The sequence below is a fragment of the Arthrobacter sp. R4 genome, assembly GCF_051365025.1.
Classification (GTDB): Bacteria; Actinomycetota; Actinomycetes; order Actinomycetales; family Micrococcaceae; genus Arthrobacter.
The window spans coordinates 42,742-67,032 of record NZ_JBLWIJ010000013.1; the positions used below are offsets into that span (position 1 = coordinate 42,742).

Annotated in this window: 26 protein-coding genes, 1 tRNA gene and 1 riboswitch; of the genes, 13 read left to right on the plus strand and 14 right to left on the minus strand. The window is 65.4% G+C overall.

Features of this window, described 5'->3' with window-relative positions; all coding sequences use genetic code 11:
- Positions 1 to 188 precede the first annotated feature (188 nt).
- Positions 189 to 1,205 carry an EamA family transporter gene (locus ACLKOZ_RS08665; RefSeq protein WP_436474372.1) on the minus strand — a complete coding sequence of 339 codons (1,017 nt, stop codon included), beginning with the start codon at positions 1,203 to 1,205 and terminating at the stop codon, positions 189 to 191.
- Between the two features lie 72 nt (positions 1,206 to 1,277).
- Here ACLKOZ_RS08665 and ACLKOZ_RS08670 point away from each other — a divergent pair, with 72 nt between their 5' ends.
- A complete protein-coding gene (locus ACLKOZ_RS08670; protein WP_436474374.1) occupies positions 1,278 to 2,186 on the plus strand; it encodes a LysR family transcriptional regulator in 909 nt (302 codons plus the stop codon).
- Here ACLKOZ_RS08670 and ACLKOZ_RS08675 read toward each other — a convergent pair.
- Together ACLKOZ_RS08675 and ACLKOZ_RS08680 are read right to left on the minus strand one after the other, a co-directional pair.
- Complete coding sequence (locus ACLKOZ_RS08675; RefSeq protein ID WP_337348059.1) at positions 2,164 to 2,691, minus strand: SixA phosphatase family protein; 528 nt, start codon at positions 2,689 to 2,691, stop codon at positions 2,164 to 2,166. The genes ACLKOZ_RS08670 and ACLKOZ_RS08675 overlap by 23 nt on opposite strands.
- A gap of 247 nt (positions 2,692 to 2,938) precedes the next feature.
- Entirely contained in the window at positions 2,939 to 3,805 is an 867-nt protein-coding gene (locus ACLKOZ_RS08680) for a winged helix-turn-helix domain-containing protein (RefSeq protein WP_337348058.1), read from the minus strand.
- A 703-nt stretch (positions 3,806 to 4,508) separates the two neighbouring features.
- Between ACLKOZ_RS08680 and ACLKOZ_RS08685 the strand changes: the two genes are divergently transcribed.
- The 4 genes from ACLKOZ_RS08685 to ACLKOZ_RS08700 all read left to right on the plus strand — a co-directional run bounded on the left by ACLKOZ_RS08685 (position 4,509) and on the right by ACLKOZ_RS08700 (position 8,337).
- Positions 4,509 to 5,249, plus strand: a complete 741-nt coding sequence (locus ACLKOZ_RS08685; RefSeq protein WP_436474377.1) for a response regulator transcription factor — start codon at positions 4,509 to 4,511, stop codon at positions 5,247 to 5,249.
- A 3-nt stretch (positions 5,250 to 5,252) separates the two neighbouring features.
- Positions 5,253 to 6,764, plus strand: a complete 1,512-nt coding sequence (locus tag ACLKOZ_RS08690; protein ID WP_436474379.1) for a sensor histidine kinase — start codon at positions 5,253 to 5,255, stop codon at positions 6,762 to 6,764.
- A gap of 116 nt (positions 6,765 to 6,880) precedes the next feature.
- A riboswitch (cyclic di-AMP (ydaO/yuaA leader) is annotated at positions 6,881 to 7,040 on the plus strand.
- 5 nt (positions 7,041 to 7,045) lie between these two features.
- Entirely contained in the window at positions 7,046 to 7,762 is a 717-nt protein-coding gene (locus ACLKOZ_RS08695) for a hypothetical protein (protein WP_436474381.1), read from the plus strand.
- Positions 7,763 to 7,893: 131 nt separating this feature from the next.
- Positions 7,894 to 8,337, plus strand: a complete 444-nt coding sequence (locus tag ACLKOZ_RS08700; protein WP_337348054.1) for a YdeI/OmpD-associated family protein — start codon at positions 7,894 to 7,896, stop codon at positions 8,335 to 8,337.
- On the opposite strand, the gene ACLKOZ_RS08705 is transcribed toward ACLKOZ_RS08700, so the two are convergent.
- The 4 genes from ACLKOZ_RS08705 to ACLKOZ_RS08720 all read right to left on the minus strand — a co-directional run bounded on the left by ACLKOZ_RS08705 (position 8,318) and on the right by ACLKOZ_RS08720 (position 10,927).
- Complete coding sequence (locus tag ACLKOZ_RS08705) at positions 8,318 to 9,007, minus strand: HAD-IA family hydrolase (RefSeq protein ID WP_436474383.1); 690 nt, start codon at positions 9,005 to 9,007, stop codon at positions 8,318 to 8,320. The genes ACLKOZ_RS08700 and ACLKOZ_RS08705 overlap by 20 nt on opposite strands.
- A gap of 6 nt (positions 9,008 to 9,013) precedes the next feature.
- On the minus strand, positions 9,014 to 9,400 hold the full coding sequence (locus ACLKOZ_RS08710; RefSeq protein ID WP_337348052.1) for a glyoxalase superfamily protein: 387 nt from the start codon (positions 9,398 to 9,400) through the stop codon (positions 9,014 to 9,016).
- A 92-nt stretch (positions 9,401 to 9,492) separates the two neighbouring features.
- Entirely contained in the window at positions 9,493 to 10,128 is a 636-nt protein-coding gene (upp, locus tag ACLKOZ_RS08715) for a uracil phosphoribosyltransferase (protein ID WP_078029912.1), read from the minus strand.
- Positions 10,129 to 10,171: 43 nt separating this feature from the next.
- Positions 10,172 to 10,927, minus strand: a complete 756-nt coding sequence (locus ACLKOZ_RS08720) for a phosphatase PAP2 family protein (protein ID WP_436474749.1) — start codon at positions 10,925 to 10,927, stop codon at positions 10,172 to 10,174.
- Between the two features lie 67 nt (positions 10,928 to 10,994).
- Here ACLKOZ_RS08720 and ACLKOZ_RS08725 point away from each other — a divergent pair, with 67 nt between their 5' ends.
- Complete coding sequence (locus tag ACLKOZ_RS08725) at positions 10,995 to 11,501, plus strand: nucleoside deaminase (RefSeq protein ID WP_337348050.1); 507 nt, start codon at positions 10,995 to 10,997, stop codon at positions 11,499 to 11,501.
- A gap of 26 nt (positions 11,502 to 11,527) precedes the next feature.
- Here the strand turns inward: ACLKOZ_RS08725 and ACLKOZ_RS08730 are convergent, their stop codons facing one another.
- Genes ACLKOZ_RS08730 through ACLKOZ_RS08750 form a run of 5 tightly spaced genes read right to left on the minus strand, consistent with a single transcriptional unit; the run spans position 11,528 to position 17,003 of the window.
- Complete coding sequence (locus tag ACLKOZ_RS08730) at positions 11,528 to 12,775, minus strand: DNA glycosylase AlkZ-like family protein (RefSeq protein WP_436474386.1); 1,248 nt, start codon at positions 12,773 to 12,775, stop codon at positions 11,528 to 11,530.
- A 43-nt stretch (positions 12,776 to 12,818) separates the two neighbouring features.
- Positions 12,819 to 13,898 carry a glycosyltransferase family 4 protein gene (locus ACLKOZ_RS08735; protein ID WP_436474388.1) on the minus strand — a complete coding sequence of 360 codons (1,080 nt, stop codon included), beginning with the start codon at positions 13,896 to 13,898 and terminating at the stop codon, positions 12,819 to 12,821.
- Between the two features lie 5 nt (positions 13,899 to 13,903).
- The gene (locus ACLKOZ_RS08740; RefSeq protein WP_436474390.1) at positions 13,904 to 14,299 is read right to left on the minus strand and encodes a 6-pyruvoyl trahydropterin synthase family protein; all 396 of its coding nucleotides are present in this window, start codon (positions 14,297 to 14,299) and stop codon (positions 13,904 to 13,906) included.
- A 9-nt stretch (positions 14,300 to 14,308) separates the two neighbouring features.
- Positions 14,309 to 15,370 (minus strand): zinc-dependent alcohol dehydrogenase, encoded by a 1,062-nt coding sequence (locus tag ACLKOZ_RS08745; protein WP_436474392.1) that lies wholly within the window; start codon positions 15,368 to 15,370, stop codon positions 14,309 to 14,311.
- A 13-nt stretch (positions 15,371 to 15,383) separates the two neighbouring features.
- On the minus strand, positions 15,384 to 17,003 hold the full coding sequence (locus tag ACLKOZ_RS08750) for a DUF222 domain-containing protein (RefSeq protein ID WP_436474394.1): 1,620 nt from the start codon (positions 17,001 to 17,003) through the stop codon (positions 15,384 to 15,386).
- Positions 17,004 to 17,187: 184 nt separating this feature from the next.
- Here ACLKOZ_RS08750 and ACLKOZ_RS08755 point away from each other — a divergent pair.
- Positions 17,188 to 17,277, plus strand: a tRNA-Ser gene (locus tag ACLKOZ_RS08755).
- A 116-nt stretch (positions 17,278 to 17,393) separates the two neighbouring features.
- Here the strand turns inward: ACLKOZ_RS08755 and ACLKOZ_RS08760 are convergent.
- Both ACLKOZ_RS08760 and ACLKOZ_RS08765 read right to left on the minus strand, forming a co-directional pair.
- On the minus strand, positions 17,394 to 18,173 hold the full coding sequence (locus ACLKOZ_RS08760; RefSeq protein WP_436474396.1) for a type 1 glutamine amidotransferase domain-containing protein: 780 nt from the start codon (positions 18,171 to 18,173) through the stop codon (positions 17,394 to 17,396).
- A 174-nt stretch (positions 18,174 to 18,347) separates the two neighbouring features.
- Complete coding sequence (locus tag ACLKOZ_RS08765; protein ID WP_337348043.1) at positions 18,348 to 18,692, minus strand: hypothetical protein; 345 nt, start codon at positions 18,690 to 18,692, stop codon at positions 18,348 to 18,350.
- 199 nt (positions 18,693 to 18,891) lie between these two features.
- Between ACLKOZ_RS08765 and ACLKOZ_RS08770 the strand changes: the two genes are divergently transcribed.
- The 6 genes from ACLKOZ_RS08770 to ACLKOZ_RS08795 all read left to right on the plus strand — a co-directional run bounded on the left by ACLKOZ_RS08770 (position 18,892) and on the right by ACLKOZ_RS08795 (position 24,252).
- Positions 18,892 to 19,110, plus strand: coding sequence for a hypothetical protein (locus tag ACLKOZ_RS08770; protein WP_436474398.1), 219 nt, complete (start codon positions 18,892 to 18,894; stop codon positions 19,108 to 19,110).
- Positions 19,111 to 19,248: 138 nt separating this feature from the next.
- Entirely contained in the window at positions 19,249 to 20,352 is a 1,104-nt protein-coding gene (locus ACLKOZ_RS08775; protein ID WP_436474400.1) for an NAD(P)H-dependent flavin oxidoreductase, read from the plus strand.
- A 66-nt stretch (positions 20,353 to 20,418) separates the two neighbouring features.
- Positions 20,419 to 21,054 (plus strand): hypothetical protein, encoded by a 636-nt coding sequence (locus ACLKOZ_RS08780; RefSeq protein WP_436474402.1) that lies wholly within the window; start codon positions 20,419 to 20,421, stop codon positions 21,052 to 21,054.
- Between the two features lie 88 nt (positions 21,055 to 21,142).
- Positions 21,143 to 21,877, plus strand: coding sequence for a YcnI family copper-binding membrane protein (locus ACLKOZ_RS08785; protein ID WP_436474404.1), 735 nt, complete (start codon positions 21,143 to 21,145; stop codon positions 21,875 to 21,877).
- 122 nt (positions 21,878 to 21,999) lie between these two features.
- Positions 22,000 to 22,626: a DUF4232 domain-containing protein gene (locus ACLKOZ_RS08790; RefSeq protein WP_436474406.1), complete on the plus strand. Its 627-nt coding sequence runs from the start codon at positions 22,000 to 22,002 to the stop codon at positions 22,624 to 22,626.
- 114 nt (positions 22,627 to 22,740) lie between these two features.
- Positions 22,741 to 24,252, plus strand: coding sequence for an FAD-dependent oxidoreductase (locus ACLKOZ_RS08795; RefSeq protein WP_436474408.1), 1,512 nt, complete (start codon positions 22,741 to 22,743; stop codon positions 24,250 to 24,252).
- Positions 24,253 to 24,291: the final 39 nt, after the last annotated feature.

Below are 24,291 nucleotides of genomic sequence, written 5' to 3' on the forward strand. Positions count from 1 at the left end.
TGGCCTGCAGGCAGGCAGCTGGGGGTGCGGGGCAAACCTTCGCCGGCGAACCGCAGGCCCGCATCCGCTGTCCGCCGGCAAGCTGCCAAGGGTGGAACACAACGCAGGCCCGCGCAACGCGCCACCACCCAGCGAACTTCCGTCCAACGAACTTCCACCCAGGCCCAATCAGCTCAGGGCAAATCCGCTCAGGGCGCGTCCGGTTCCCGCACGCCCACCCGACCGGCCGCGGCAGCCAAGCGGCCGTCGTCGTCCGCTTCCGCTGCCCGCAAGCCGGCACCCAAGCCTGCACCCAAGCCGGGCGGGGCCAGGAGCGCTCCCCGACGCTGACGCGTCGTTGCGCCTCCGGTGAGGACCGCCGTCGCCACCCCTCCCAGCAGAAGAAGCCCGCCTGCCAGCTCGGCAGGGGTGGGCACTTCGCCCAGCGCAAGCCACGCAGCGCTCATCCCCACCACTGGCACCAGCAAGGTGAAGGGAACAACGGCCGACGACGGGTAGCTGGCCAGAAGCCTGTTCCAGATTCCGTAGCCCACCAGCGAGGCGAAAATTGCCGTATACAGTGCGCTGATGATCGTGGCAGGCTGCAGGTCGGCCAGCGTGCCCAGCACATCCTCCGGTCCGTCCACCAGCAACGAAAGCCCGGCAAGGGGCAGCGGCACCACAGCGCCGGACCAGACCACCAGACCCAGCCCTGAGGCGGCCTTGGCCTGGCGGGCGACGACGTTTCCGGCGGCCCAGGACAATGCGGCACCCAGGACAATGATGAGCGGCAGCAGCGGTGCTACGGCACTGCGGCCCACGGCCACAACAGCCAGGCCGGCGACGCCAAGGACGACGCCGGCCAACTGACGGCGGCTGGGCCGCTCCCCCAGGAACCCGGCCGCCAGGAGGACCGTCAGCAGCACCTGCGCCTGCAGGACCAGGGAAGCCAGACCCGCTGGCATGCCAAGGGCCATTGCCAAGTAGAGGAGGCCGAACTGGCCTGCGCTCATAAAGAGTCCGACGCCGATGATCGCCTTCCAGCTGACGTCGGGTTTCCTGATGAAGAAGATCCAGGGGAAGACCACCAGGACGAACCGCATCGCCACGAACAACAGCGGGGGTACCTCACGGCCGTTGGCATGCAAGCCGAAGTCGATGGCAACGAAGTTCAGGCCCCAAAGCACGGCGACCAGGGCGGCAAGGAGGGAGTGGCGGAGGTTCACGGTCCCACTCTTACAGAACTCCCGATGAAGCACCAGCATTGAATTCGACGCGAGATCATGTACGTTTGCTTCATGATTGAAATCGGCTCACTTCGTGCCCTGGCGGCGATTGAGCAGCATGGGTCTGTCATAGCAGCGTCCGAGATTATGGGCTTCAGCCCGTCCGCCGTCTCCCAGCAGATCAAGAAGCTGGAAAAGCAGACTGGTTTCGCTGTCCTCGAGCGCCGCGGCCGCGGGGTGCTGCTCACCGAACGCGGGCTCACGCTGGCAGCCTATGGCCGACGCATCCTGTCTGAGCTTGAGGAACTGGAATCAACCTTGCTTTCGGACCCGGCCAGACCCAGCGGGCACTTGAAGGTGGTGGCCTTCTCCACGGCTTGCCGCGGCCTGGTCGGACCGCTGCTGGGAAGGCTTGCCTCTTCCGGCGCGGACTTGGACGTGAGCGTGCTGGCCGAGGACCCGCGCGAAGCCGTGGCACGGGTGGCCAATGGGGAGGCCGACCTGGGTGTGGTGCACAATTGGAACTCCGTACCGCTGGTGATCCCGGAGCATATGACGCTTGAGTGGTTATGCGAGGACATTGCTGACCTGCTGGTCCACGGCAGCCATCCGCTGGCAGGACGCGGCCACGTGGAGCCGGCCGACCTTGTTGATGAGCAGTGGATCAGCACACCGCACGGCGCCATCTGCAACGAGGCCCTGTTGAGGATTTTCGCCGATCTCGGCCGGGTGCCGAACATCAAGGTCTACGATCCTGACTTCGCAACCCATATTTCCCTGGTGGAGCAGGGAGCCGTCGTAGCACTGGTTCCCCGCCTCGGCAGGCCGGCACTGCCACCTGACGTCGTCCCCGTGCCATTGGTCAATCCCGTCCAGGTCAGGCAGGTGGGAATGGTTTACCGCCGGACCATGACGGCGAGCCCGGCCATCCAGCACGTCTCGGGACTGCTTCGTCAGATCAGTGGGCGCGCGGAACCTTGAACTTGGTGATCCGGGCGTCCTGGCCATCCAGTTCCGCCCAGGATTTATCGGTTTCCAGGACTGTGAGCGCGCTGGTGGGGTACCGGGTGGCGGCGTCCATGTAGGCGTCGTGGTCGGAGTCGCGGGAAGCCAGGTGCATGGCGAGGTCCTGTACGCCAGGCATGTGCGAGATGAGCATCAGCGTAGTGACGGTATCGGGGACATGGTTGACCACGGTCAACATGCGCAGCGCAGAGGCGGCGTACAGGCCGTCCTCAAGCTTCGGCGTCGGCGCCTTATCTCCGAGCTCCGAGCACACCCAAGTGCAGGTCTGCCGCGTCCTGAGCGCACTGGAGCACAGGATGAAGTCGGGGACAATGCCATGCTTGAGCAGCCACCTGCCCGCCAGGGGCGCCTCGCGGTGCCCGCGTTCCTCCAGCGGCCGCTCGTGGTCGGCAACCCCACCGGGCCAGTCTGCCTTGGCATGCCGCATAATCACCAGGCGCTTGATGTGGTGGTCACTCATGTCCCCAAGCCTAGCGCCAGCTCACTTCAGTCGGGGCGGCCGCTAACCAGCAGCCGCGGAGGCCAATACTCACGAGCCCTGAACGCGGAAAAGGGACACACGAAAAAGGGAGGGCGCTGCAGCGAAGCGGGACATCCCGACAGCGCCGTTGTTGCGCGAGGGACGAGCGCAGGCGCAGAGGGATCGTGCCGCGAAAGCGAAAGCGCCTGCCCCAGCGGGACAGGCGCTTTTGCGCGTTTCTGTAGGGCTAGATCGAGTATTCCGGAGCGGCCCAGACAACAACTTCCGGGTGCTCGTAGAAGCGGTAGCCCTGGCCGCGGACCGTTCGCACGGTGTTGGCGAGGCGTCCCAGCTTGGAGCGGAGGCGGCGGATATGGACGTCGATGGTCCGCTCGTTGGGGACTTCCTCGGCGTTGCGCCACAGGCCTTCGAGCAATTCGTCGCGGCCCACGGTGCGGGTGCCGTTCTCCACGAGGTAGTTGAGGAGCTCAAACTCCTTGAACGTGAGGTTCAGGGATTCGCCGTCCAGGTGGACCTCGCGGCGGGCGAGGTCGATCAGCACGCCGGAGGGACGCGGGTCCTGGGCTTGCTGCTGGCGTGCGGTTTCAGTGCGCTGGCGAGCGTTCACCGTGGGGTCGCCAAAGGTGGAACGGACGACGTCGAGCGCGGAACCGGGGGTGCTGGCCGGCGCGACGGCCACTGCCGCGTAGCTTTCGGCCCCCGACACCAGTGACTGGGCGTAGGCGCGGATTTCCTGGGCAAGCTTGGCGATGGAGGTTCCGGCAGCAGCTGCAGTTTCCTCGTCGATGCCCATGTAGAGCACGAAGCCGCGGGCGACGTTGTCGTTTGCTACCGGGCGGACAGTGTTGGGTCCCGCCACAACCGGCGTGGGCGCGGTGACCGGGGCCGCGTCGGCGGGCTGCACGGCGCGGAGTTGGCCATAAGAGTTGGGGTTGTAGCCCTGCGGTGCGTAACCGGGAGCGGGGAAGCTGGTACCGGGCGCGGCGGGAGCGAACGCCGGGCGGGCACCGAAACCCTGGCGCAGGCCGGAGGGCTGGGCTGCCTTGGTGGCGTTTCGGACAGAGATGTGGACGTATCCGGATGCAACTGACATGGATTAGTTACCTCAATGTGAATGGCCGTCATCGCGGCTCGAATGCTTGGTTTCCCCGCAATGAGATCTGGGGAGGGCGCCCGACGCTGGGCTGGGGGGCGAATGCCTAGGAACTTCGCGGGGTGTGAAGGTCAGGCGTGCATTCGACAACAGCGCATGTCGGCAGCAGCGGGTGTGCTGGGCCAATATTCTGCGGCTGCAGGTGCTGTTGAGTTCTTGTTCACAATTGAAGTGTGCAACGTAACAATGCGAACTTGCAAGTAACAATGGACGGATCGTTCCGCATAGTGAGACAAATTCCGAGAATGTGGCTCAGATCACGATTCTGGCAGAGCGATAAAATAACAGATGTTTTCCAGAACGATTGGTTGGAAAACCATCTTTCCCGAATATTATTCGCCAGCACCATCAAAAAGGCCACCACAATTCACCAGCGATTGAATTGCTGAAATACACTCCTTGATTTGCCGTTGTGTCCAGCTCCGCCGCCATCCGGACAAAAAAATTTCCATCCCCATCCGCCCCGGAACCGCCAAGAGCGTCGAAGGTGGCCCTGCTGGACGCCACCAGAGCCAGGGAAGGTCCCGGCGGATCATCAGGGGAATCTGCCACTGGGCAGCTTTCAGCTCGCTAGGCTGGGATTCACAGCCACCGCACAGGAAGCCCATAGCGGGGGCCCAACGAGGGATCGGAGAGTTGTCCCATGGCCACTTCGCACTCCATGACCCACAACCTTCCCCAACTTACCCACCCGGACGGCTCCCCCATCCGTGCCTTGGTGGTCGACGACGAACCCAGCCTCTCCGAATTGATGAGCATGGGCCTGCGCATGGCCGGATGGTCGGTTGCCGTCGCCGCTGACGGCCCCGAGGCTGTAAAGCTCGCCAAGGAGTTCCGCCCGGACGTCCTTGTTCTCGACGTGATGCTTCCCGGGTTCGACGGCGTCGAGCTGCTGACCAGGATCCGCGCCTTCGCGCCTGAAGTGCCGGCGCTCTTCCTGACTGCCAAGGATGCCGTCCAGGACCGGATTGTGGGCCTGGCTGCCGGCGGTGACGACTACGTGACCAAGCCGTTCAGCATGGAGGAGGTCCTCCTCCGGCTTCACCGGCTGGTGCAGCGCTCCGGCGTGGCAGCGATGGACACCGCCGAGCTGGTAGTAGGTGACCTTGTCCTCAACATCGATACCCGCGAGGTGACCAGGGCCGGCGATGAACTGCAGCTGACTGCCACGCAGTTCGAGCTGCTCCGGTACCTCATGGAGAACCCCAAGCGTGTCATCAGCAAGGCGCAAATCCTGGACCGCGTTTGGAACTACGACTTTGGCGGGCAGGCCAACATCGTGGAGCTCTACATCTCGTACTTGCGCAAGAAGGTCGATGCCGTGCATCCGCCCATGATCCACACGGTGCGCGGCGCCGGATACGTCATCAAGCCGGCGGACTAGGCCGTGCCCTCACTGCCTGCAGTGGCCCCCACGTATGGCCGGAGCTGGCTGAAGCCCTCCACCTGGCACCTGCGTACACGCCTTGTACTGGTTGCCATGGCCCTGCTGGTGGCCATCTGTGGCGCCGTTGGCCTCTTCAGCTACGCCTCCATGGACTCGTTCCTTACACGCCAGCTCGACGAACAGCTCAGCCAGGCTGCTTCCCGGTCCAACGACCCCGGCCGGCCGCCGCTGGGCGGCTTCAACGGCAGGCCGGACCCGCTGGACTCCCGTGGGCAAAGCGTGGGTACGCTCAACGCCCGGATCCTGAATGGGCAGGTCAACAGCGCCGGATTCCTGGCCTCCGATACCACGCGTTCTCCCCTGTCCGCTGAGGACAAGGAGATCCTGCTGGCCCTCCAGAAGGATTCCCGCCCTGTGGACCGGACGCTCTCCAATGGCGAGTACCGGCTGATTGCAGTGGCAACGAACTACGGTGATGTCCTGGTGACCGGGCTCCCGCTCGCCGGCAAGGAAAGCACCCTCACCTCCCTGGTGTGGACCTTCGTTTTTGTTTCCCTTGGAGGGCTGGTCTTGATTGGCCTGGCCGGGACTATCCTCATCCGGCGCACCATGCAGCCGCTGGAGCAGCTTTCGGAGGTGGCCACACGCGTTTCGCGGCTCCCGCTGGACGCCGGCGAGGTGGCACTCGCGGTGCGCGTCCCGCCGTCGAACTCCAACCCCGGAACCGAGGTGGGCAGCGTGGGGCATGCGCTGAACCTCATGCTCGACAACGTGGCCAACGCGCTGCAGGCCCGGCAGCAAAGCGAGACCAAGGTACGGCAATTCGTTGCCGACGCGTCCCACGAACTGCGCACTCCACTCACCGCCATCCGCGGTTACACGGAGCTAATGCGGATGACCGAGAACTTCACTCCGGATGGCCGGAAATCGCTGGCCCGGGTACAGAGCCAGTCCGAGCGCATGACCACGCTGGTGGAAGACCTGCTCCTGCTCGCCAGGCTGGACGAGGGCCAGCCGTTGAAACTCAGCGAGGTGGATCTGACGCAGCTGGTGATCGAAACCGTCAGCGACGAAAAAATCATCGCACCCGGCCACAGCTGGCATCTTGAGCTTCCGGACGAGCCGCTTGCGGTCAATGCCGATGCGTCGCAGCTGCGCCAGGCGTTGGTGAACCTGCTGTCCAACGCCCGCAAACACACCGCTCCGGGCACAACGGTCACCACGGCCGTGATGAGGTCCGACGACGGCAGTGCCGTGGTGACAGTAACGGACGACGGCGCTGGCATCCCGCCGGAATTCGTGGACCACGTTTTTGCCCGGTTTGCCCGCGCAGACGCGGCGCGGACTGGATCTTCACGTTCCTCCGGCGCGGCGGCCTCGGAAGGGTCCAGCGGGCTTGGGCTGTCCATTGTGCAGTCCATTGTGGAGGCCCACGGCGGCAACGTGGAAGTGAACTCCCGGCCGGGTCGGACCCAGTTCACGTTGCGCCTACCGGCGATCAACGGCTCATAGCAAGGCAACGCACCGGCATCGTGATCTCTGTTACCAAAATGTGACTTAAGCGTCGCGCTCCTGTAGCGTCGATGGGGTGCGGTTCCCTTTGAGCCGCATATCCGGATGACGCCAAGCTCTGCCGCTTCCCGGATTCCGCTTGACCAGGCAGAGGCGGGGGACCCAGAGTCCCGGGCACTGAACTGCCCTTGGGGTGAAGCCAGCACGTGATCTTTCCGTGTGGCCGGATGCCCTCATCCGAACCCGACAGCTAACTCCGCAGGTGTGAGAGGCGATCCATCATGTCTGAATTCAAGGTACAAGCGCGCCCAGAGCGCGGTGCACATAAAGACAACGGCCGTGGCAAGACCGCGGCGCAACACACAAAAGCTTCGTCCCTGGGCAAGCGTGCAGCCGTTTTCGGTGCGGCCTGCGCCCTCCTCATCGGGGTCGGCGCAGCAGGCCAGGCTTCCGAATCCAGGACTCCGGTGGCGGTCAGCGGGACCCAGTCCTCGGCGGCAGAGCTAGAGTCCAACTTGAGGCTGGAAAAGGCCGAGATGCGGGCCAACCCGGCCCCTGAACCAGCTCCGGCCGAGATCAGCGTTGCCCCGCAGGCCGCCGAACCGGCACCAGCACCGGCACCCGCACCAGCACCGGCACCCGCACCGGCCCCCGCCCCTGAGCCCGCACCGGCCCCCGTCGTCGCCGTCAACGATCCGGCCGGGGCCCAGGCCTATGCGGCGAGCCAGCTTGGCAGCTATGGCTGGTCAGCCGACCAGATGCAGTGCCTGCAGACGCTGTGGACCAAGGAATCCGATTGGACCACCACGGCCACCAACGCGAGCAGCGGCGCGTACGGCATTGTCCAGTCGCTGCCCGCCGAGAAGATGGCGAGCGCCGGCGCGGACTACCTCACCAACTACCGCACGCAGATCAACTGGGGCCTGAACTACATCCAGGAGCGCTACCAGTCGCCGTGCGGCGCGCTGAATTTCCACTTGTCGAACAACTGGTACTAAGCCCGTAATTGCGGCTTCCGCATCCGAAGCAGCAGGCCCTGAATCCCCCGATTCAGGGCCTGCTGCTTTTGGCGTTGTATGTTCGCGGGGCCGGACTTCCCTGACCTGCGGCACCGGGCCATACTGGGGCCATGAAATTCACCACGACTATCCTGGGCAGCGGCAACAAGGCTGGTATTGAGGTTCCGGAGGAGGTTGTGACTGCCCTGGGCGCAGGCAAGCGCCCGCCGGTAGTGGTAACCATCAACGGCAAGAGCTACCGGAGCAGCATCGCGGTGATGGGCGGGCAGAGCCTGGTTGGGGTGAGCACCGCCAACCGGGAATTCACCGGCGTAGAGGCTGGCGACACTGTTGAAGTGGATCTGGAACTCGACACGCAGCCCCGGATCATTGAAGTCCCGGATGACCTGGCCGCAGCCATGGCCGCCGAACCGGATGCCCAGGCGTTCTATGCCACCCTGAACTACAGCGCACAGCGCCGTTATGTGGAGCCGCTCGGGGATGCCAAAACGGAGGAAACCAGGGCGAGGCGGATCGCGAAGGTCGTAGCCGACCTCAAAGCCGGAAAGAAATAATCCGCCGTCCTGCGGAGTCCGTTTCCACCGAGGCCGTGACCGCGGTGTAATCCGGGATATGGAGCACTCCCGCCGGTAATTCGCCCGTGTTTGGGCCCACCGCCACGGTCCGGATGCCCGCAGCCACTCCGGCCGCGATTCCAGCCGGGGCATCCTCAAAGACCACGGCATCCTCCGGCTCCACGCCCAGCAAACCGGCAGCGGTCAGGTAGCCTTCCGGATGCGGCTTGCCGCGCGTCACGAGGTCAGCCGTCACGGCAGCGGCAGGCATGGCCAGTCCAGCGGCATCCATGCGGATGTCAGCCAGGATCCTGTCCGCCGACGTCACCAGGGCCACGGCATCCGCGGGCAGGCTCCGGAGCAGTTCGGAGGCACCGGGCAGCGCAACGATGCCGGCAGTCCGCACCCGTTCCATGGCACCAAGTTCTGCAGTGAGCGCAACGACGTCGGCACCGGCAGGCGCGAACCGGCGCACGGTATCGCCGGCCTGGACGCCGTGGGAGGTGCGCAGGATCTCGGCGATGTCCAGGCCGTAGCGGGCGGCGAACTCGCCCCACACCTGTTCCACGACCGCTGTGGAGTCCACCAGCGTGCCGTCCATGTCAAAGAGGACGGCGCGGCAGGTCAATGTTCGTGTGGCGGCAGGAATGGGGAGGGTCATGAACCCCATTTTGCCCTACGTATTGCTTGAGGCGCCGCGCCCGGGGATGTACTGCACGGCCCACTTGTTCCCGTCCGGGTCCGCAAAGTACACGAAATGTCCCCAGTCCTGGATGTCGATATCACTCACGTCCACGCCGTTGCCCTTGAGGTGGTCATGGGCGGCCTGGATGTCATCGACGACGATCTGCAGGTTGGGTGCGCTGCCCGGAGGGGCATCGGTGAGCCCTTCGCCGATGCTGATCGAGCAGGCCGAGCCGGGCGGCGTCAGCTGGACGAAGCGGATGGAATCGCTGGGCCGCTCATCGAAATCCGCGTTGAACCCCACTTTGTTGACATAGAAGTCCTTGGCGCGGTCGACGTCGGAGACGGGTACAAAAACGAGTTCAAGTTTCCAGTCCATCCGCACAGGCTAACGGGCCGATGCTGAATCCGGAACCCCGTAACCCCTGGCCAGAGCCGTCCGGCCGCTGCGGCGCCCTCGCCCCGCCCTGGCTATCCAGCGATCCCGTAAAGGCGGTCGCCGGCGTCGCCCAGTCCGGGGACGATGTAGGACTTCTCGTTGAGCTTTTCGTCGATGGACGCCAGGACGATGGTCACGTTGGCGTCGGACAGTTCCTCCTCCAGCTTGGCCAGCCCTTCAGGAGCGGCCAGCAGGCAGATGCAGGTGACGTCGGAGGCACCGCGCTTGAACAGGAACTTAATGGCTTCGCGGAGGGTGCCGCCGGTGGCAAGCATGGGGTCCAGGACGAAGATCTGCCGGTCGGTGAGGTTCTCGGGGAGGCGTTCGGCGTACGTGATGATGTCCAGGGTTTCCTCGTCCCGGGCCATGCCCAGGAAACCCACCTCAGCGGTGGGGACCAGCTTGGTCATGCCTTCGAGCATCCCCAGGCCGGCGCGCAGGATGGGAACCACCAAGGGCGTGGGCTTGGTGAAGGCCGTGCCCACCGTGGTGCTCACGGGTGTCTCGATGGTCACCGGCTGGGTGCGGACATCGCGGGTGGCCTCGTAAGCCAGGAGCGTCACCAGCTCTTCCGTCAACTGCCGGAAGACCGGGGACGGGGTGTTCTTGTCCCTCAGGACAGTGAGCTTATGGGCGACCAGCGGGTGGTCCACAACGAGAGTGCGCATGCGTCAAAACTACCATCCGGGCATGGCGCCCCCGGGCCGGGAATCAGCTCGTATGATCGTCCCGGAGGACGGGGTGCTCGAACGTGGGCGCCGGGCCCACATGCTCGTGTTTGCGGGTCAGATGGAACAGCCGGTGGGCCAGGATCACCATGCCCACCCAGGCCAGGCCCAGGAACCACCCGGCCATCACGTCCGTCAGCCAGTGATGGCCCAGGAACACCCGGCTCAGGCCCATCGCGATGATAAAAACCGCCCCGGCAGTGATGGCTGTGATCCGCGCCCAGAGGATATCGAATTGCAGGCACATGATGTACACCAGGACGCCGATCACCACGGTGGTGTTGAGGGTATGGCCGCTGGGGAATGACGGCGAGGTCTCATACGGCGGGACGGCTTCGGCGTGGTCCGGGCGCGTGCGTCCCACCAGCCGTTTGCCGACAGTGGTTGCGAACGTGGAAACGGCCGCGGCTCCGCCCACCAGGATAATGGGGCGCCAGGTCCTGCTCAGGAATGTAAGCCAGGCTGTGAGGATGCTGGCCAGGATGGGCATGCCGATACCGCCGCCGATATTGGTGAAGGCCGTTACCCCGGCGTCGAGTTCCGGAGTACGGAGGTTCTGTGCCAGTTCCAGCGCGGGCAGGTCCAGGGATGCCAGGCCTTGGTCGTCCACGACGTCGTCGTACACCTCGGCACCCAGCAGTGCCATGATGACGACCAACGCGCCGCCCACCAGCAGCGTGATCCACAGCGCGGCATACGGCTTGAACCATTGGCCCAGGCGTTCCCTCAGGGTGTCCATGTCCACGGTGCCTCCCCGGCGTCGATGCTTTTCAAGGCTGGATATCCCTCGAAACTATCATTGAGCCATGGTCGCCGCAGAAAAAACCCACCACGAGTGGATGGGTCTTGCCTTGGACGAAGCCCGGCGCGCGCTTGCTACTGAGGATGTGCCCATCGGTGCCGTAGTGATAGGGCCCGACGGCGCGGTGCTCGGGGCCGGCCGAAACCAGCGGGAGGAACTGGGAGACCCTACTGCCCACGCCGAGGTGGTGGCCATCCGGGAAGCTGCCGAACGGTTGCGTGCACGCTCAAAGCTGGGCGGGGGCACTGGGGACGGCTGGAGGCTGGAGGACTGCACGCTGGTGGTCACGCTGGAGCCGTGCGCCATGTGCGCCGGCGCCGTGGTGCTGGCAAGGATTCCACGGGTGGTATTTGGCGCTTGGGATGAGAAGGCCGGCGCGGCAGGCTCAGTCTTTGACGTTCTCCGCGAGCGCCGCCTCAACCATTGGGTGGAGGTGTACGGCGGTGTCAGGGAAGAGGAATGCGGCGTACTGCTCCGGGATTTCTTCGCCGCGCACCGGAGCCGCGCCTAGGCGTCCTGGCCTGAGGCGTCCCTGCTTTAGGCGTCCTGGCCTGCGGCGTCCAGGGCGTCGATCCGGTCCTGGCGGGAGGCAGGCGAGTCGAGGCTGAAGGAGCGGAAATCGCCCAGTTCATCCCGGATCCAGGCTTCAACTTCGGCAATGCGCTGGGTTGCCGCCGGTGTGGGGCCGTCAAAGAGCCAGTACGCGATCCGCGCCTTGCCGGGATCGTATTGCCACAATCCGATGATCCGGCCGCGGTCAAGGATGGGGTGGTCGGGAAGGTCCGCCTGAAGCGCCAGGGTGGAGCCGAGTAGTTTCTTGTCCTTATCCTGTTCGGCAATCATGTCCGCGGAATTCCGCCGAAGCAGCACGAGGGAGTCTGTGCCAGCGAGCAATTGGATCTGTTCTTCTGCCGGTGCGTCGAAAGCGGCGAGGCGTTCGACGTCGTCGGGCAGCATCCACAGCACCTCGCCGTCCGCCGCCGGAACCTCCACAGCTCCGACGGCTGCGAGCCCTGCCTTCGTGTGCGCCATCGTGAACCCCGTGAACCATTGCGACTGTTTGAAGGTGGCGCCGCCGGTCCATCCGAGATAGCGCTCCAGGAGGAGGGCGCGGGCTTCGTCGTCGTTCATGGAGGTGGGCGGTAAGCCCCACAGCGTGTAGGCGTACCTTTGCTGATCGAGGCGTCCGTTGACCGGCACGCGCCGGATCCGGCCGTCCGCCTGCAGGAGGCCCAGAGCCGTGGGAAGGGTGGTTGCGGCGCCCTTCTTTTTGCCTTCTTCACCAAGGTTCCTGACCGAATCGCCCAGCAGATCCTTGAGCTGTTTGGGATCCAAAGGGCCTCCTGCCTCGGCCAGCGCGTGAAGGATCTGCTCCTCCAGGAGTGTGATCTCGCCGCGCTCAACGCCCATCCTGGCGAGCACGCGAAAGGGTGCAACCGCGGCGTCCCTGCCGATCTGGAGACCCCAGGCGAAGTCCTCGTGGCCCAGGACATAGGTGCAGCCGCGGGCGGCTGGCAGCTCGTGGATCTTCAGGGAGAGGACGTCGGCGTCAGCCTGTTCGCGGCTGGTTCCGGCGCGGGCAAAGAGAGTGAGGTAGGGGTTGGCACCGCCCACGGAGCGCGCCCAGCCTGCCGTGGCTAACACATCGGCGGCTTCCGCGCCCAGGAGTGTGCCATCGAGGCCTTGTTTGTGCCAGGCCCAGGCGCGCAACAATTCAGGAGTGAGCAGTTCCGGTGCCGGGGCTTGCGGGCTGAGGCTGGCGGCGGAGGACACGTGCGTGGTCATGCCTCATTGTGCACCGCTGGTACCAGCTGCGATAGGCGTTTTGTCAGCGGATCCGCTCGAGGTACTCAATCACGATGCGGGCGGTGGCGTCCCATTGGGGCAACCTGTCCCGGGCGGCAAGGGCCTCGGCGCGCCACCTGCTGCGGAGCCCAGGTTCCGCCAGCCAACGCCGGATCACGGCCGAGAGCATGGCCGGATGGCTGGTGTCTGGACCGGGAAGCTCGACGGCTGTTCCAGGCAGGGCGCGAGCTTCATTTCCGGGTTTCCCGTTCCGTTTGGAGGCCAGGCCCAGCGCCTCGACAGCGCCGGTCCCCTCCCGCACGATAACCGGAATCCCATGCGCCAGTGATTCAGTGACCACGAGCCCAAACGTTTCAGCTCGCGACACCAGCAGGCTGAGGTCTGCCCGATTCCATTCGTTTTCCAGTGTCTGTCCGGCGAGCTGGCCGGTTAACCGCACCCGCCCTTCCATTCCTTGGGAGGCAATGGCGGTCCTGACCAGCGCTGCATAGCCGGGGTCGGCGTCGTCCGCTCCTACCAGGGAGGCCGTCCAGGCGAGGTCTTGGAGCCCGGCGAGTGCGGCCACGGTCAACAACTGGTCCTTATTGGGGAGAAGCGCCGCCACCGCAACGATGTGGGGCGGGTCGGAACCAGCTGCCACTGGGGCGGCGTCGGTCCCCGGGAGGGCCACCCGGCTGGAGACGATCCCGTATCTGTCTTTGATGGCGTCCGCCGCCCACGAACTGGTGCAGATGACGCCGGCAGCCGCGCGCAGAGCCCGCTGTTCGCCGTCCGCATGGCTGATCGAGGGCATATGCAGCAGGACGAAAACGCGCTGGCCGGCCGCGGCGGCGTATTCGATTTCATCGGGCACGCCGCAGGCGACGAGGCCGTCCACAATGCTGATCGTGGCCGCCTCGATTTCCGTTTTTGGCTCCCAAGCGCCCACAAGGCTGCCCAGCCGGCGCCGTTCCTTGGCGGTGGAGTCCGGCCAGGAACCGTCCACGGCCAGGATTTCGACGTCGACGCCTTGGGTCCTCATGGCATCGGCGAGCTTCGCGTTGTAGACATTGCCGCCCGAATTGTGGTGGATATTGGCGGGGACAAGGAACCGGACGTTCACGGAAGTCAGTCGGTCAGGTCCAGCGAGTACGTGGCCCAGGCATCCGGGTTTTCACGCAAGGTGACGTCGATTCCCGTGAGTTCACGGCCGTCGTCGTTGTCCTTAAGCTTCCTGGCGGTGGCCTGGGCGATGTATTCGGCGAGTGCTTCGGTGGTGGTGAGTTTGCCCTCGAAGTCCGGGTGCTCGTCCAGGTTGCGATAGTTGAGGCCAGCCAGCACGTCCTCGATCATGCCGCCGGCAGCACCGATGTCCAGGACAATTGCGTCCTGGTTCAGTGCACGACGGCGGAACGCCACCTCGGCCACGAAGGTTGCGCCGTGAAGTGCCTGGGCAGGCCCGAAGGCCTCACGGGGAAGGCTGTGGGCGATCATAAAGTGGCGGCGGACGGTCAGGCTGAACACTGGCTACCTCTAGTCTTTGGGGCTGGTTTTGGCAGGGCTGGTTGCTGCAGGGCTAGTTGATGCGGGGTCAGGGCTGACGGAGTTGGGGTATTCGATCACGTGGCACAGGGCTTCGAGGGTCCCGTCGGCCAGGTCTTGGACCACCGCCGGAAGGTCCGTGAACGGAGAGGCGCCGGTGAGGAACACGTCAAAGACCGGATCCTTGAGGAGAGATACGGCGAGGTCCAGCCGGTCTGCGTTGGTGCGCCGGTGCCTGCGGGCCCTGGCCACAACGCCCACTTGGCTGGCACGGATGGAGAGCCGACGGGCGTGGAAGTCCTCGCCGAGTGGCAAGGTGACCTCGCGGTTGGCGTACCACGACATTTCGATGACGTCCCCCTCGTCGCCCGTTAGCTGCAGGCTGCGCTCCAGGCCCTCTTGGGAGGCGGAGCAGTGGAACACGATGTCGCAGTCTGGTTTGGCATCGTCAGGGTGGGCGTATTCCACTCCGAGCCAGTCTGCGAGTTTCCTGCGCTCCGGATCCAGGTCCACCAACTGAAGGCGAGCCAGCGGGAAGCTTCGTAGCAGGGTGGCCACCATGCCGCCCACTAGGCCGGAACCTACTACTGCGATGCGGTCCCCCAGCCGCGGGCCGGCCTCCCAGAGGGCATTAATGGCGGTTTCCACGGTTCCGGTGAGCACCGCACGGCGGGCGGGAACGCCGTCGGGGATTCTTGTGAGATCGGCAATGGCACTCACGTAGCGGTCCTGGTGGGGGTTGAGGCAGAAGACCATCTGGCCCAGCCAGTCTTCGGGCCCCTGTTCAACAATGCCGACGGAGAGGTAGCCGAACTTCACGGGAGAAGGAAACGAGCCCTCTTGATGTGGGGCGCGCATCTCCTGGGCCACTCGCGGTGGAACCGAACCTTTATGCACGACAATTTCGGTGCCCTTGCTGATGCCGGAGTAAAGGGTGCGGACCAGCGCCTCGCCTGGCCGCGGCGCGGGCAAGTCCTCGCACCGGAGCTCGCCGTGCTGCGGTCCCGTGGTCCAATAGGCGGTTGCCTGCGCTGCTTTGTCTGAATTAGTCATCTTGCTTATGAATCTAGTCCCCGGGACGCGCGCGGCGAAAGCCACCCGCCGCCAAGGGGCCCTTGGGCTCCTGAAACAGGGCGCACTCCGGCAGCGGATCTTCAGGAAAATCATCAGGCAGGATACCTTCGGGGGCAGTTGACGCCCGTTTCTGATCGTCGGGCTCGTAATTGGGCACGGTGGGGCTGTGTTCTTGGTCCGGGAACTGGGCAAGGATCTGCGCAGGTAGCCAGGGTGGTTCCCAGTCTTGGTGTTCGCTTTGGTAGTGGCGGCCGGTGGGTGAGGTCCAGCCGGGTGGTTTGTCGATGCTGGCTGCGGTGGGTGTCCAGGCGGTGGTGTGTTTCAGCCGGTGGTGTTTGGGGCAGGGCTGGCCGAGGTTGCTGATGCCTGTGGTGCCGCCGTCTGCCCATGCCAGGAGGTGGTCGGCTTCGTTGTCCAGGGATTGGTTGTTGCAGCCGGGGAACGGGCATTTGCCGTCCCGCATTCTCAGCCATTGGCGCATCGCGGCGGGGATCCGGTAGCTTTGGCGGCCGATCTCCAGTGGTGCCCCGTTGCGGGGGTCGGTCAACACGCGGTGGAACGAGCCGGCGCCGTCGGCGACCAGGCTCCGGGCCATCGATGCCGGGATCGGCCCGTAACCATCGAGAGTGGCTGGTTCGTCGGTGAGGCCCATCAGCGCGAACACCGGCACGGTCACGAGGACCTGCGCCGCCGGCGACGGGACTTGGCCCGTCATCAAGTCGTTGCCCGGCAGGACGTCGGCGGGGCCGCCGTCAGCCGTTGATACATCGACTGACGTATCGTCTGCGGTGCCCGAGCTGAGGAGCAGTTTGGCGGCGATGTCGGCGCGGAGCTGGGTCATGGTGCGGGTCTCGGCCGGGCCCTGGAGGGTGCGGGCGGTGGCGGTGATGCCGTTCCAGATCCCGGCCGCCCGGTCCGCGGGCAGGTAGGCCGAAAGCCAGGCCATGCCGTCCCGGTCCGGGACGTACTCCAGCCGACGGTCCAACACACTCCTGGCATGGCGCTTTTCAATACTCACCGGGTGATGCCGTTCCCGCCACGCCCTGGCCTTGGCCCGGAACCGGGACGGGACCAGCTCCCCGGCCGGGCACTCCCGCGCCCGGTCCGGCACATCCGGGCCCAAGAAACGGGCCTCCAACGCCGCCGCGCCGGCCGCATCCAGGCCGGTCGTTTCGTCGACCATGACCTTCGCGTGCTGCCACGACAGATCCCCCTCCTGCAACGCGGCCAGCGTCAGCGGCAAGGCAGTGGTCAGTTCATGGGCCTGTGCCAGCAGCGCAGAAGCCGAGCGTTCACTCACGGTCAGGGCACACGCGACCTCGGACACCACACCCATTTCCTGGGCCGTGTGTTCGCCCGGGCTCCTGGCCGGGCCGTCCAGGGCCGCAGCCTTCCCCGCATACGCGGCGGCCAGGCGCACCCTGAACGCCGCCACCATCGCGTCCACCCGGACCGAACCGCCCAGCCCGTCCAAGCACGCATCCGCCTGCCCCCGCAAAGGATCACCACCCCCGGAACCCCTGCCACCCAGCCCCCGGCGCACAAAGGCAGCAAACTCCGCAGCAGCAGCCTCGAAAGCCTCAACCGCCTCGTCAACACCCGGGATCCCCATACCCCCATCATCCAGCGACCCGCCAACAAAAACAGCCCAGCACATCGCCTATGTGGATAACTCAACGCATACCTTGGCAGCCAATGGTGACCATGCCGGGAATCGTGGTTGGTCCGCTCCTGCTCGGGCCGGAACCTATGCCGTTTTGGGGATGCACGGCAGGCTCCGGTAACCTATTCAGGTTGGTGACGTGTCCGAGCGGCCGAAGGTGCAACACTCGAAATGTTGTTTGGTGTAAAAGCCAACGTGGGTTCAAATCCCACCGTCACCGCCACGTAGCAAAACCCCTGCTTCCCTTTTTTGATAAGGGAAGCAGGGGTTTGCTTTTACACCTGGACAACGGATCTCGGCCCGACTGATTTCGTCACTGACGAAGGTCACCTGCGGGCGTTAGTGTTCGGTGCCTGCCGCAGCAGCCTTCCTGGCGTTCTTCTCGGCGTCCTTCCCGGCGCGCAGAGCCTCGGTCTCATGCTGTTCCTCGGCCTTTTCCTGGTGGATGACCTCTGCGAAAAGCTTCTCCATCTCCTTGGCCACGCCAGCGGCCGAGGCCGGGTTCTGGCCCGTCACCAGCCGCTCGTCAACCACGACCTTCTCCTCAAAGACGTCAGCGAAGACGTGGGTGGCGCCTTGCTCTTCAAGCCGGTCGGCCAAGAAGAACGGGATGACCTTGTCCTTACCTGCGGCAACCTCCTCGTCGTTGGTGAAGGCAGCAACCCTGCGGCCTTCGACGAGGCGAAGCCCGTTCTTCAATTCCACATTCAGCAGGCCCGCCGGTCCGTGGCAGACCGCTCCTACCAAGCCGCCGGCGTTGTAGACGCTGGCCACCAGATTTTGCAAGCCTTCGCTGTCCGGGAAGTCCCACATGGTGCCGTGGCCGCCCACTAGGAAGACGGCGTCGTATTGGTCGGGATCTACAACGTCAACGCGGGCAGTGTTATAGAGACCGGCGCGGGTGGTCTCATCCTCCGTGAAGGCCACCTGGATGGGATCTTTTGAGTCCACCTCGTCGCGCGGGGGCTGGCCGCCCTTGATGGACGCAAAGTCGACGAAATGCCCGGAATCCTTGAAGACCTTCCAGGGATGTGCAGCTTCGGCCACGTTGTAGCCGGTCTTCTCTCCGGTATCGCCGATCTCGGAAACGCTGGTCAGTACCATGAGGATTTTCTTCATGAAGTGTTCCTTTCGTCTCACTTCCACCCTACGCCCCGGCCCTTGTGCGGCTTTCCCTTCCCGTCCACAGGGGTTCAAACCGCCACCGCCACATGACTAGGCCCCTACTCCCCTGCGAACGCAGGAAAGTAGGGGCCTCGTGCTTGACCGGGTTCGGCCCGATAGCCGTGCGGGCTAGAGCTTGTCCGTCTTGTCCTCACCCTTATGGCTGCCACTGCGCAGGTTCTCCTGGACCTTGCCGAAGAGGTCCTTGATGGTGGTCTCGGCGCTGGAAATGGGATCCAACTGGAGGTAGACGTTGTGGGTGAGCGGAAGATCGTACTCGTCCTTCAGGTGCGTTCCGCCTGCCACTCCGTCCAGGGACAGGTAAACCATCGCCTCTGTTCTGGCGATCCCTGCGATCTTGCCAAAGACGACCGTGAACTCGTTTGACTGAAAGCTGACGGTGTGGCCGATGTGGGTCCGGTCCAATTCACCAGCGGGAACTGCCTTCTCAGATTGGCTTCCGGTGTAGTCCATCACATTCTCCTCAAGGTCGCTCCAACATCTACGCCAGCAGTCTAGCCCTGCCCCAAGTTGCGGTATATAGCCAACTGGAGGCCTGCACAAACACCGGTAGCGAGGCTGGTTACTTCCTCCATTGAGCCTGCAGGACCCTTCGGGTTGTATGAACTGGACCCGCTAATTTGCCGGGCACGCAAAGACTAAAGGAACAACCGTGACTTCAAGGACGAATCGCGTCAAAGCCCCGGGAATTTGGGAGGACGTCCAGATAGGAGACGCTGTGGTGCTCACCCGGAACGGCCACACCGAATACTCCGGCGAGGTCGACACCAAGACAATGGACGGTGAAACGGTCTGGGTCAAGACGCCCGTAGGTGGCCGGAGGCTTTTCCATGTCAGCGACGGCTTCGAACTCACTGGTCGTCAGCCGTGACCGACCCCTGCCCCGACGACTGCCCCTACTGCTCCGGCCCGGAAACGGACTGACTCCCGCGGCCCGTAAGTTGGGGCGCGGTCCGCAGCACTGCCACACTGGGTCCTGAAGCCGCCCGCGACCTCAAGGAGCCACGCCATGACGCCCGCCTACGCCACACCCGCCCAGCCACACCGCATCACGGAACTGTTCGGCACGGACGTTCCGGTGGTCCTCGGCCCTTTCGGCGGTGTCTCTTCCGTGGCGCTGACGGCAGCCGTGAGCGACGGCGGCGGGCTGGGTTCCTATGGCCTGTACGGCTACGGCGCGGATGCCATCCGCACCACCGCCGCTGAGCTGAGGAAAGCTACCCCTAAGCCATTTGCCCTAAACCTCTGGGTCCCCACGGGCGACGAAGTCACCGATCTCCCCCAAAAGGACTTCAACAATTACGTCGAAACCCTCCGGCCTTACTTCGACGAAGTAGGGCTGCCCGTTCCGGCAATGCCGGACCGCTACCTCGCCGACTACGACGAGCAGGTGGAGGCCACGCTGGAGGCGGCGCCCGCCGTCGTGAGTTTTGTGTTTGGGGTTCCCGCTCCAGACCTTGTCGAGGAGGCGCACCGGCGTGGAATCGTGGTAGTAGGCACGGCCACGACCGTTGCTGAGGCCGTTGCACTGGAGGCTGGCGGGGTGGACGCCGTAGTGGCCAGCGGCATGGAGTCCGGCGGCCACCGGGTTTCTTTCCTCAAGCCCGCAGAGGAGTCCCTCATCGGCACGTTCGCCCTGGTTCCCCAGGTGAGGGACGTCGTCGGAATCCCAGTGATCGCCGCCGGCGGCATCGCTGACCGCCGCGGCTATGCTGCCGCACTTGCCCTCGGCGCCGACGCCGTCCAAGTTGGCTCGGCCTTCCTGGCCACTCGGGAATCGGCTGCCGTGCCGGCGTATCGTGCCGTGTTGCACAGCCCTGCCGCCGGCGAAACCGTCCTCACCCGGGCCCTCAGCGGGCGGTTGGCCCGCGGCATCCCGAACCGCATCATCGCCGACCTCTCCGCGTCCGGCGCAATAGCCCCCTTCCCGGTCCAGAACTGGCTCACCGGCCGCTTCCGGCCGCAAGCAGCGGCCCAGGGCAACACGGAGCTGATGTCATTATGGGCGGGCCAAGCCGCCTCACTGATCCGCCACGACACTGCGGCGGACGTCCTGGCAGAGCTCCTCGCTGGCAGTCAGGTCTCCGCAGAGGGCGCCCCGAACCACCGGTAGAATCGGAGAAGCCCACGCCTACACGCGCAGCGGCAGCCAAATGTCACCAAAAACTGAGGGAGGCCCGTGCGTACGCACCATGCCCGGACTCCCTTCCATCTCCTCCGCGCCGCCGCCGTCTCCGCGGGAATCCTGACGCTCGCTGCCGGGGCCCACATACTGGGCGGTGGGGACCTCCCCGCAGCGGGAATCCTGCTGGCGGTGCTGGCACTGACCGGGCTGGCGGCCACCACGGCCACCCGGTTCAAGCTCAATGGGGCCGCAATGATTGCGCTGCTTGGTGCCGGACAGCTCGCCCTCCACGAAATCTTCACAGCCTTCAGCGCCCCCGGACTTTCCGACGGCGCCCTTGCCACCGGGCCGGGCGCGGCCGACATTCATCACGCTTCCGGCGCAGCTGCCCCCCTTGTCGGATCCACCACCCACCTTCATGGAACGGATTCCGCCGAAGGAACGCTGATGCTCCTTGCCCACGTGGTGGCCACGGCAGCCTGCGCCCTGCTCCTCGCTAAAGGCGAGGACGCCCTGTGGGGCTTAGCCGCGTGGCTCAGGCCGCTGGTCCGGCTTCCGGAGGCAATAACGCCCGACGCCGGTGCGGCACCGGCGGTGCCCGGCCCGCCGCCGTTTTCCCCGGCCCGTCCCTGGCGGAACCTCCGGCAAGACTGCCGACGCGGCCCGCCTTCCGCCGTCGTGCTTTCCTGACTCTGCCCGCACCGGACCACAGGTGACGGGCCTCAACCCGTAATTCCGCACGCCCGATTCCGTCGCGTGCGTCCGAAAGGCAAACCCCATGAACACTTCCACCATTCGCCGTACCCTCATCACTGCTGCCGGCACCGCGGCGCTCCTGCTGGCGGCCGCAGGCGGCGCGTCGGCGCACGTCGGAGTCACCCCGGACAAGACAGCCGCAAACTCGTACGCCCTCCTGACGTTCGGCATCCCGCACGGCTGCGAAGAATCAGGCACCACCAAGGTAGCCATCACCCTGCCGGCAGAACTCAACGACGCCCAGCCCACGGTGAACCCCAACTGGACCGTCGAAAAGGTGACCGAACAGCTGGCGGAACCCAGGAAACTGGCCGACGGCACATCCATCACCAAGCGCACCAGCCAGATCGTCTACACCGCCAAGGCGCCCCTCGCCCATGATCTGCGCGACGCCCTGGTGCTATCCATGAAACTGCCGGACGCGGCAGGCACCACGCTCTATTTCCCCACCCTGCAGACCTGCGAAACGGGCCAGACGGACTGGTCGCAAATCGCCAAGGACGGCCAGGACCCGCACTCGCTGAAGGCTCCGGCGCCATCCATCACCATCACAGCAGCGGCCGGCACTGATAACCACAGCGCTGCCGCAACCGCGGCGCACTCCAGCGAGCAGGCCTCAGCAGTGACGGACAGCGGCGCCGAGGCACGCAGCTGGGCCGGCCTGGCAGCGGGCGTGGGTGGACTGGCGCTCGGCGGTATTGCACTCGCCCGCAGCGGCGCGAAGCGCAAGCAGGAAGCGGCGACGCCCGGCCAGTAACCGCACAGGCACCTCCCAAACCCGGCGATTTGCTGCCCGGATCATCACGATCCGGGCATCAAATCGGCGCTGCCACGCGTCGCATCATTGACTCCTGTCACACCAGCCACAATGGTTGTGCCATGAGGTCTCAACTTTTATCACAGGGGTTCGTCATCACGACGGCGGCTGCCGCAGCGGCACTGCTGCTCACCGCCTGCGGTCCAAGCCAGCCGCAGACGCAGGCAAGCACGGAACCCGGCCCTTCCTCCGCCAGCCCCACCACGTCCTCCGCCGCACCCAGCACAACTGCATCGCCGCCGTCGTCCGCCACCCCCACGGCGGCAGGGCCCGCGCTGTGCAAGGCTGCCACCCTGTCCGCCACCAACGATTCCACGGGAGGCGGGGCGGCCGGCAGCGTTTACATGACGCTCACCCTGACCAACACCGGCGCCGAATCGTGCCTGCTCAAGGGTTTCCCCGGTGTCTCCCTTACGGCCGCCGCCAACGGAGCCCCTATCGGGGCGCCCGCAACACGCGACGAGACCACGCCTGCGGTGGACGTCCTGCTTGCCCCCGGCCAAAGCGGTGCGGCAGTTTTGCGCTACACGCAGGCGGGCAACTTCCCGGACTGCACCATGGTGCCTGCCGCCGGATACCGGATTTACCCGCCGGAAGACACTGCGTCCCTATTCCTGGCCCAGCCAACGCAGGCCTGCAGCAACGCCACGGTTGGCTTGCTGACTATCGGGGCTTTCCAGGCTGCCTGAGGAACCCCATCTCCCGGCATCATAAGTACACTTATCATGTTGGGGGTCCTGCCTGTTGCGGGATCCCGTCAGTGGCTGCGTTGAGCGGCCAGCACAGCGGAAGGGTGGGCTCAGATGACGTCGATTTGGTTGGACCGCAAAGAATCCTTCAGTCCTGACCCCTTCCGGGCTGGCAGCGCATACGACACCGTGGTCGCCGGGGCCGGGCTGACGGGACTCGTCACCGCGTTATTGCTCGCAAGGTCCGGCCAGCGGGTCCTCGTGCTGGAAGCCCGCTACCCCGGCGCGGTGACCACAGGCAATACCACGGCCAAGGTCAGCCTCCTGCAGGGAACAGTGTTGTCCGGGCTGGCCCGCCAATATTCGGCAAAGCAGGTCCAGGCCTATGTGGACGCCAACCGGGAGGGGCAGGCCTGGCTGTTGCGTTACCTTCAGGAGCAGGGCGTGCCCTTCCAGACCCGGGACGCGTACACCTACGCCACCACGGGCGACGGGCTGGAACGGCTCCGCGAGGAACTCACCGCCGGGACCACCGCAGGCTTGGACATTGACTACACGGGCGACGCCGGCCTTCCCTTCCCGGTGCAGGGCGCCTTGAAGCTGGCAGGCCAAGCCCAGATCAATCCCATGGACGCCCTGGACGCCCTCATGGCGGACCTCCGCAGCCGTGGCGGAACGATTGTGGGCGGCGTGCGGCTGCGGGATGTCGCCGGGAACGGCCCACTGACAGTCCGGACGGACCGGGGCAACGTCACAGCCAACCATGTGGTGCTGGCTACCGGAATCCCCGTGTTGGACCGCGGCCTCTACTTCACCAAGCTCAAACCGCTCCGTTCCTACGCCGCGGCCCTGGAACTGCCCGCGGAACTGGCGCTCCCACCGGGAATGTACCTTTCGGCCGAGGAACCGACGCATTCGCTGCGCGACTATGAAACGGATGGACGCAGGTACCTGCTGGTAGGCGGACATGGCCATCACGTGGGGCGGACAGCTTCGGAGAAGGCGCACCTGGACGGGCTGCTGGATTGGGCGGGCACCTACTTCCCCGGTGCCACAGCCACCCACACCTGGTCAGCCCAGGATTACCAGGCCACCAACCTCATGCCCTTCTTTGGGACACTGCCGCGGGGACGGGGGCGGATCCTTTTCGGCACGGGCTACAACAAGTGGGGCATGACCAATGCCGTGGCCGCGGCCCTGGGCATTTCCGCCGACATCCTGGGCGGCCAGCTCCCTTGGGCGGACACCATCCACCACCGGGTCACGTCCCCGGCCGGTGCGCTCACGGCGGTAAAGCTCAACGCCCAAGTGGCCGTGAAGCTGGCTTCCGGATGGGGCAAGGTGGCGGCTGGGGAACGGAAGGCACCACGGCATGCTGCCGCTGCAACCCCGGCCGACGGCGAAGGGAAGGTTTACCGCGACGGCGCCCGTCCAGTGGCTGTATCCACTGTGGACGGAACCACGTGCAGGCTCTCTGCGGTCTGCACCCATCTCGGCGGAATAGTCACCTGGAATGACAGCGAACTGACCTGGGACTGCCCGCTGCACGGCTCCCGGTTCAGCAGCGACGGACACCTCCTCGAGGGCCCGGCCACAAAGGATCTCGCACGGGCAGATAAGGGTTGACCGCGCCGGAGGGAGGGGCCGGAGCCAGCGATCCTGGCC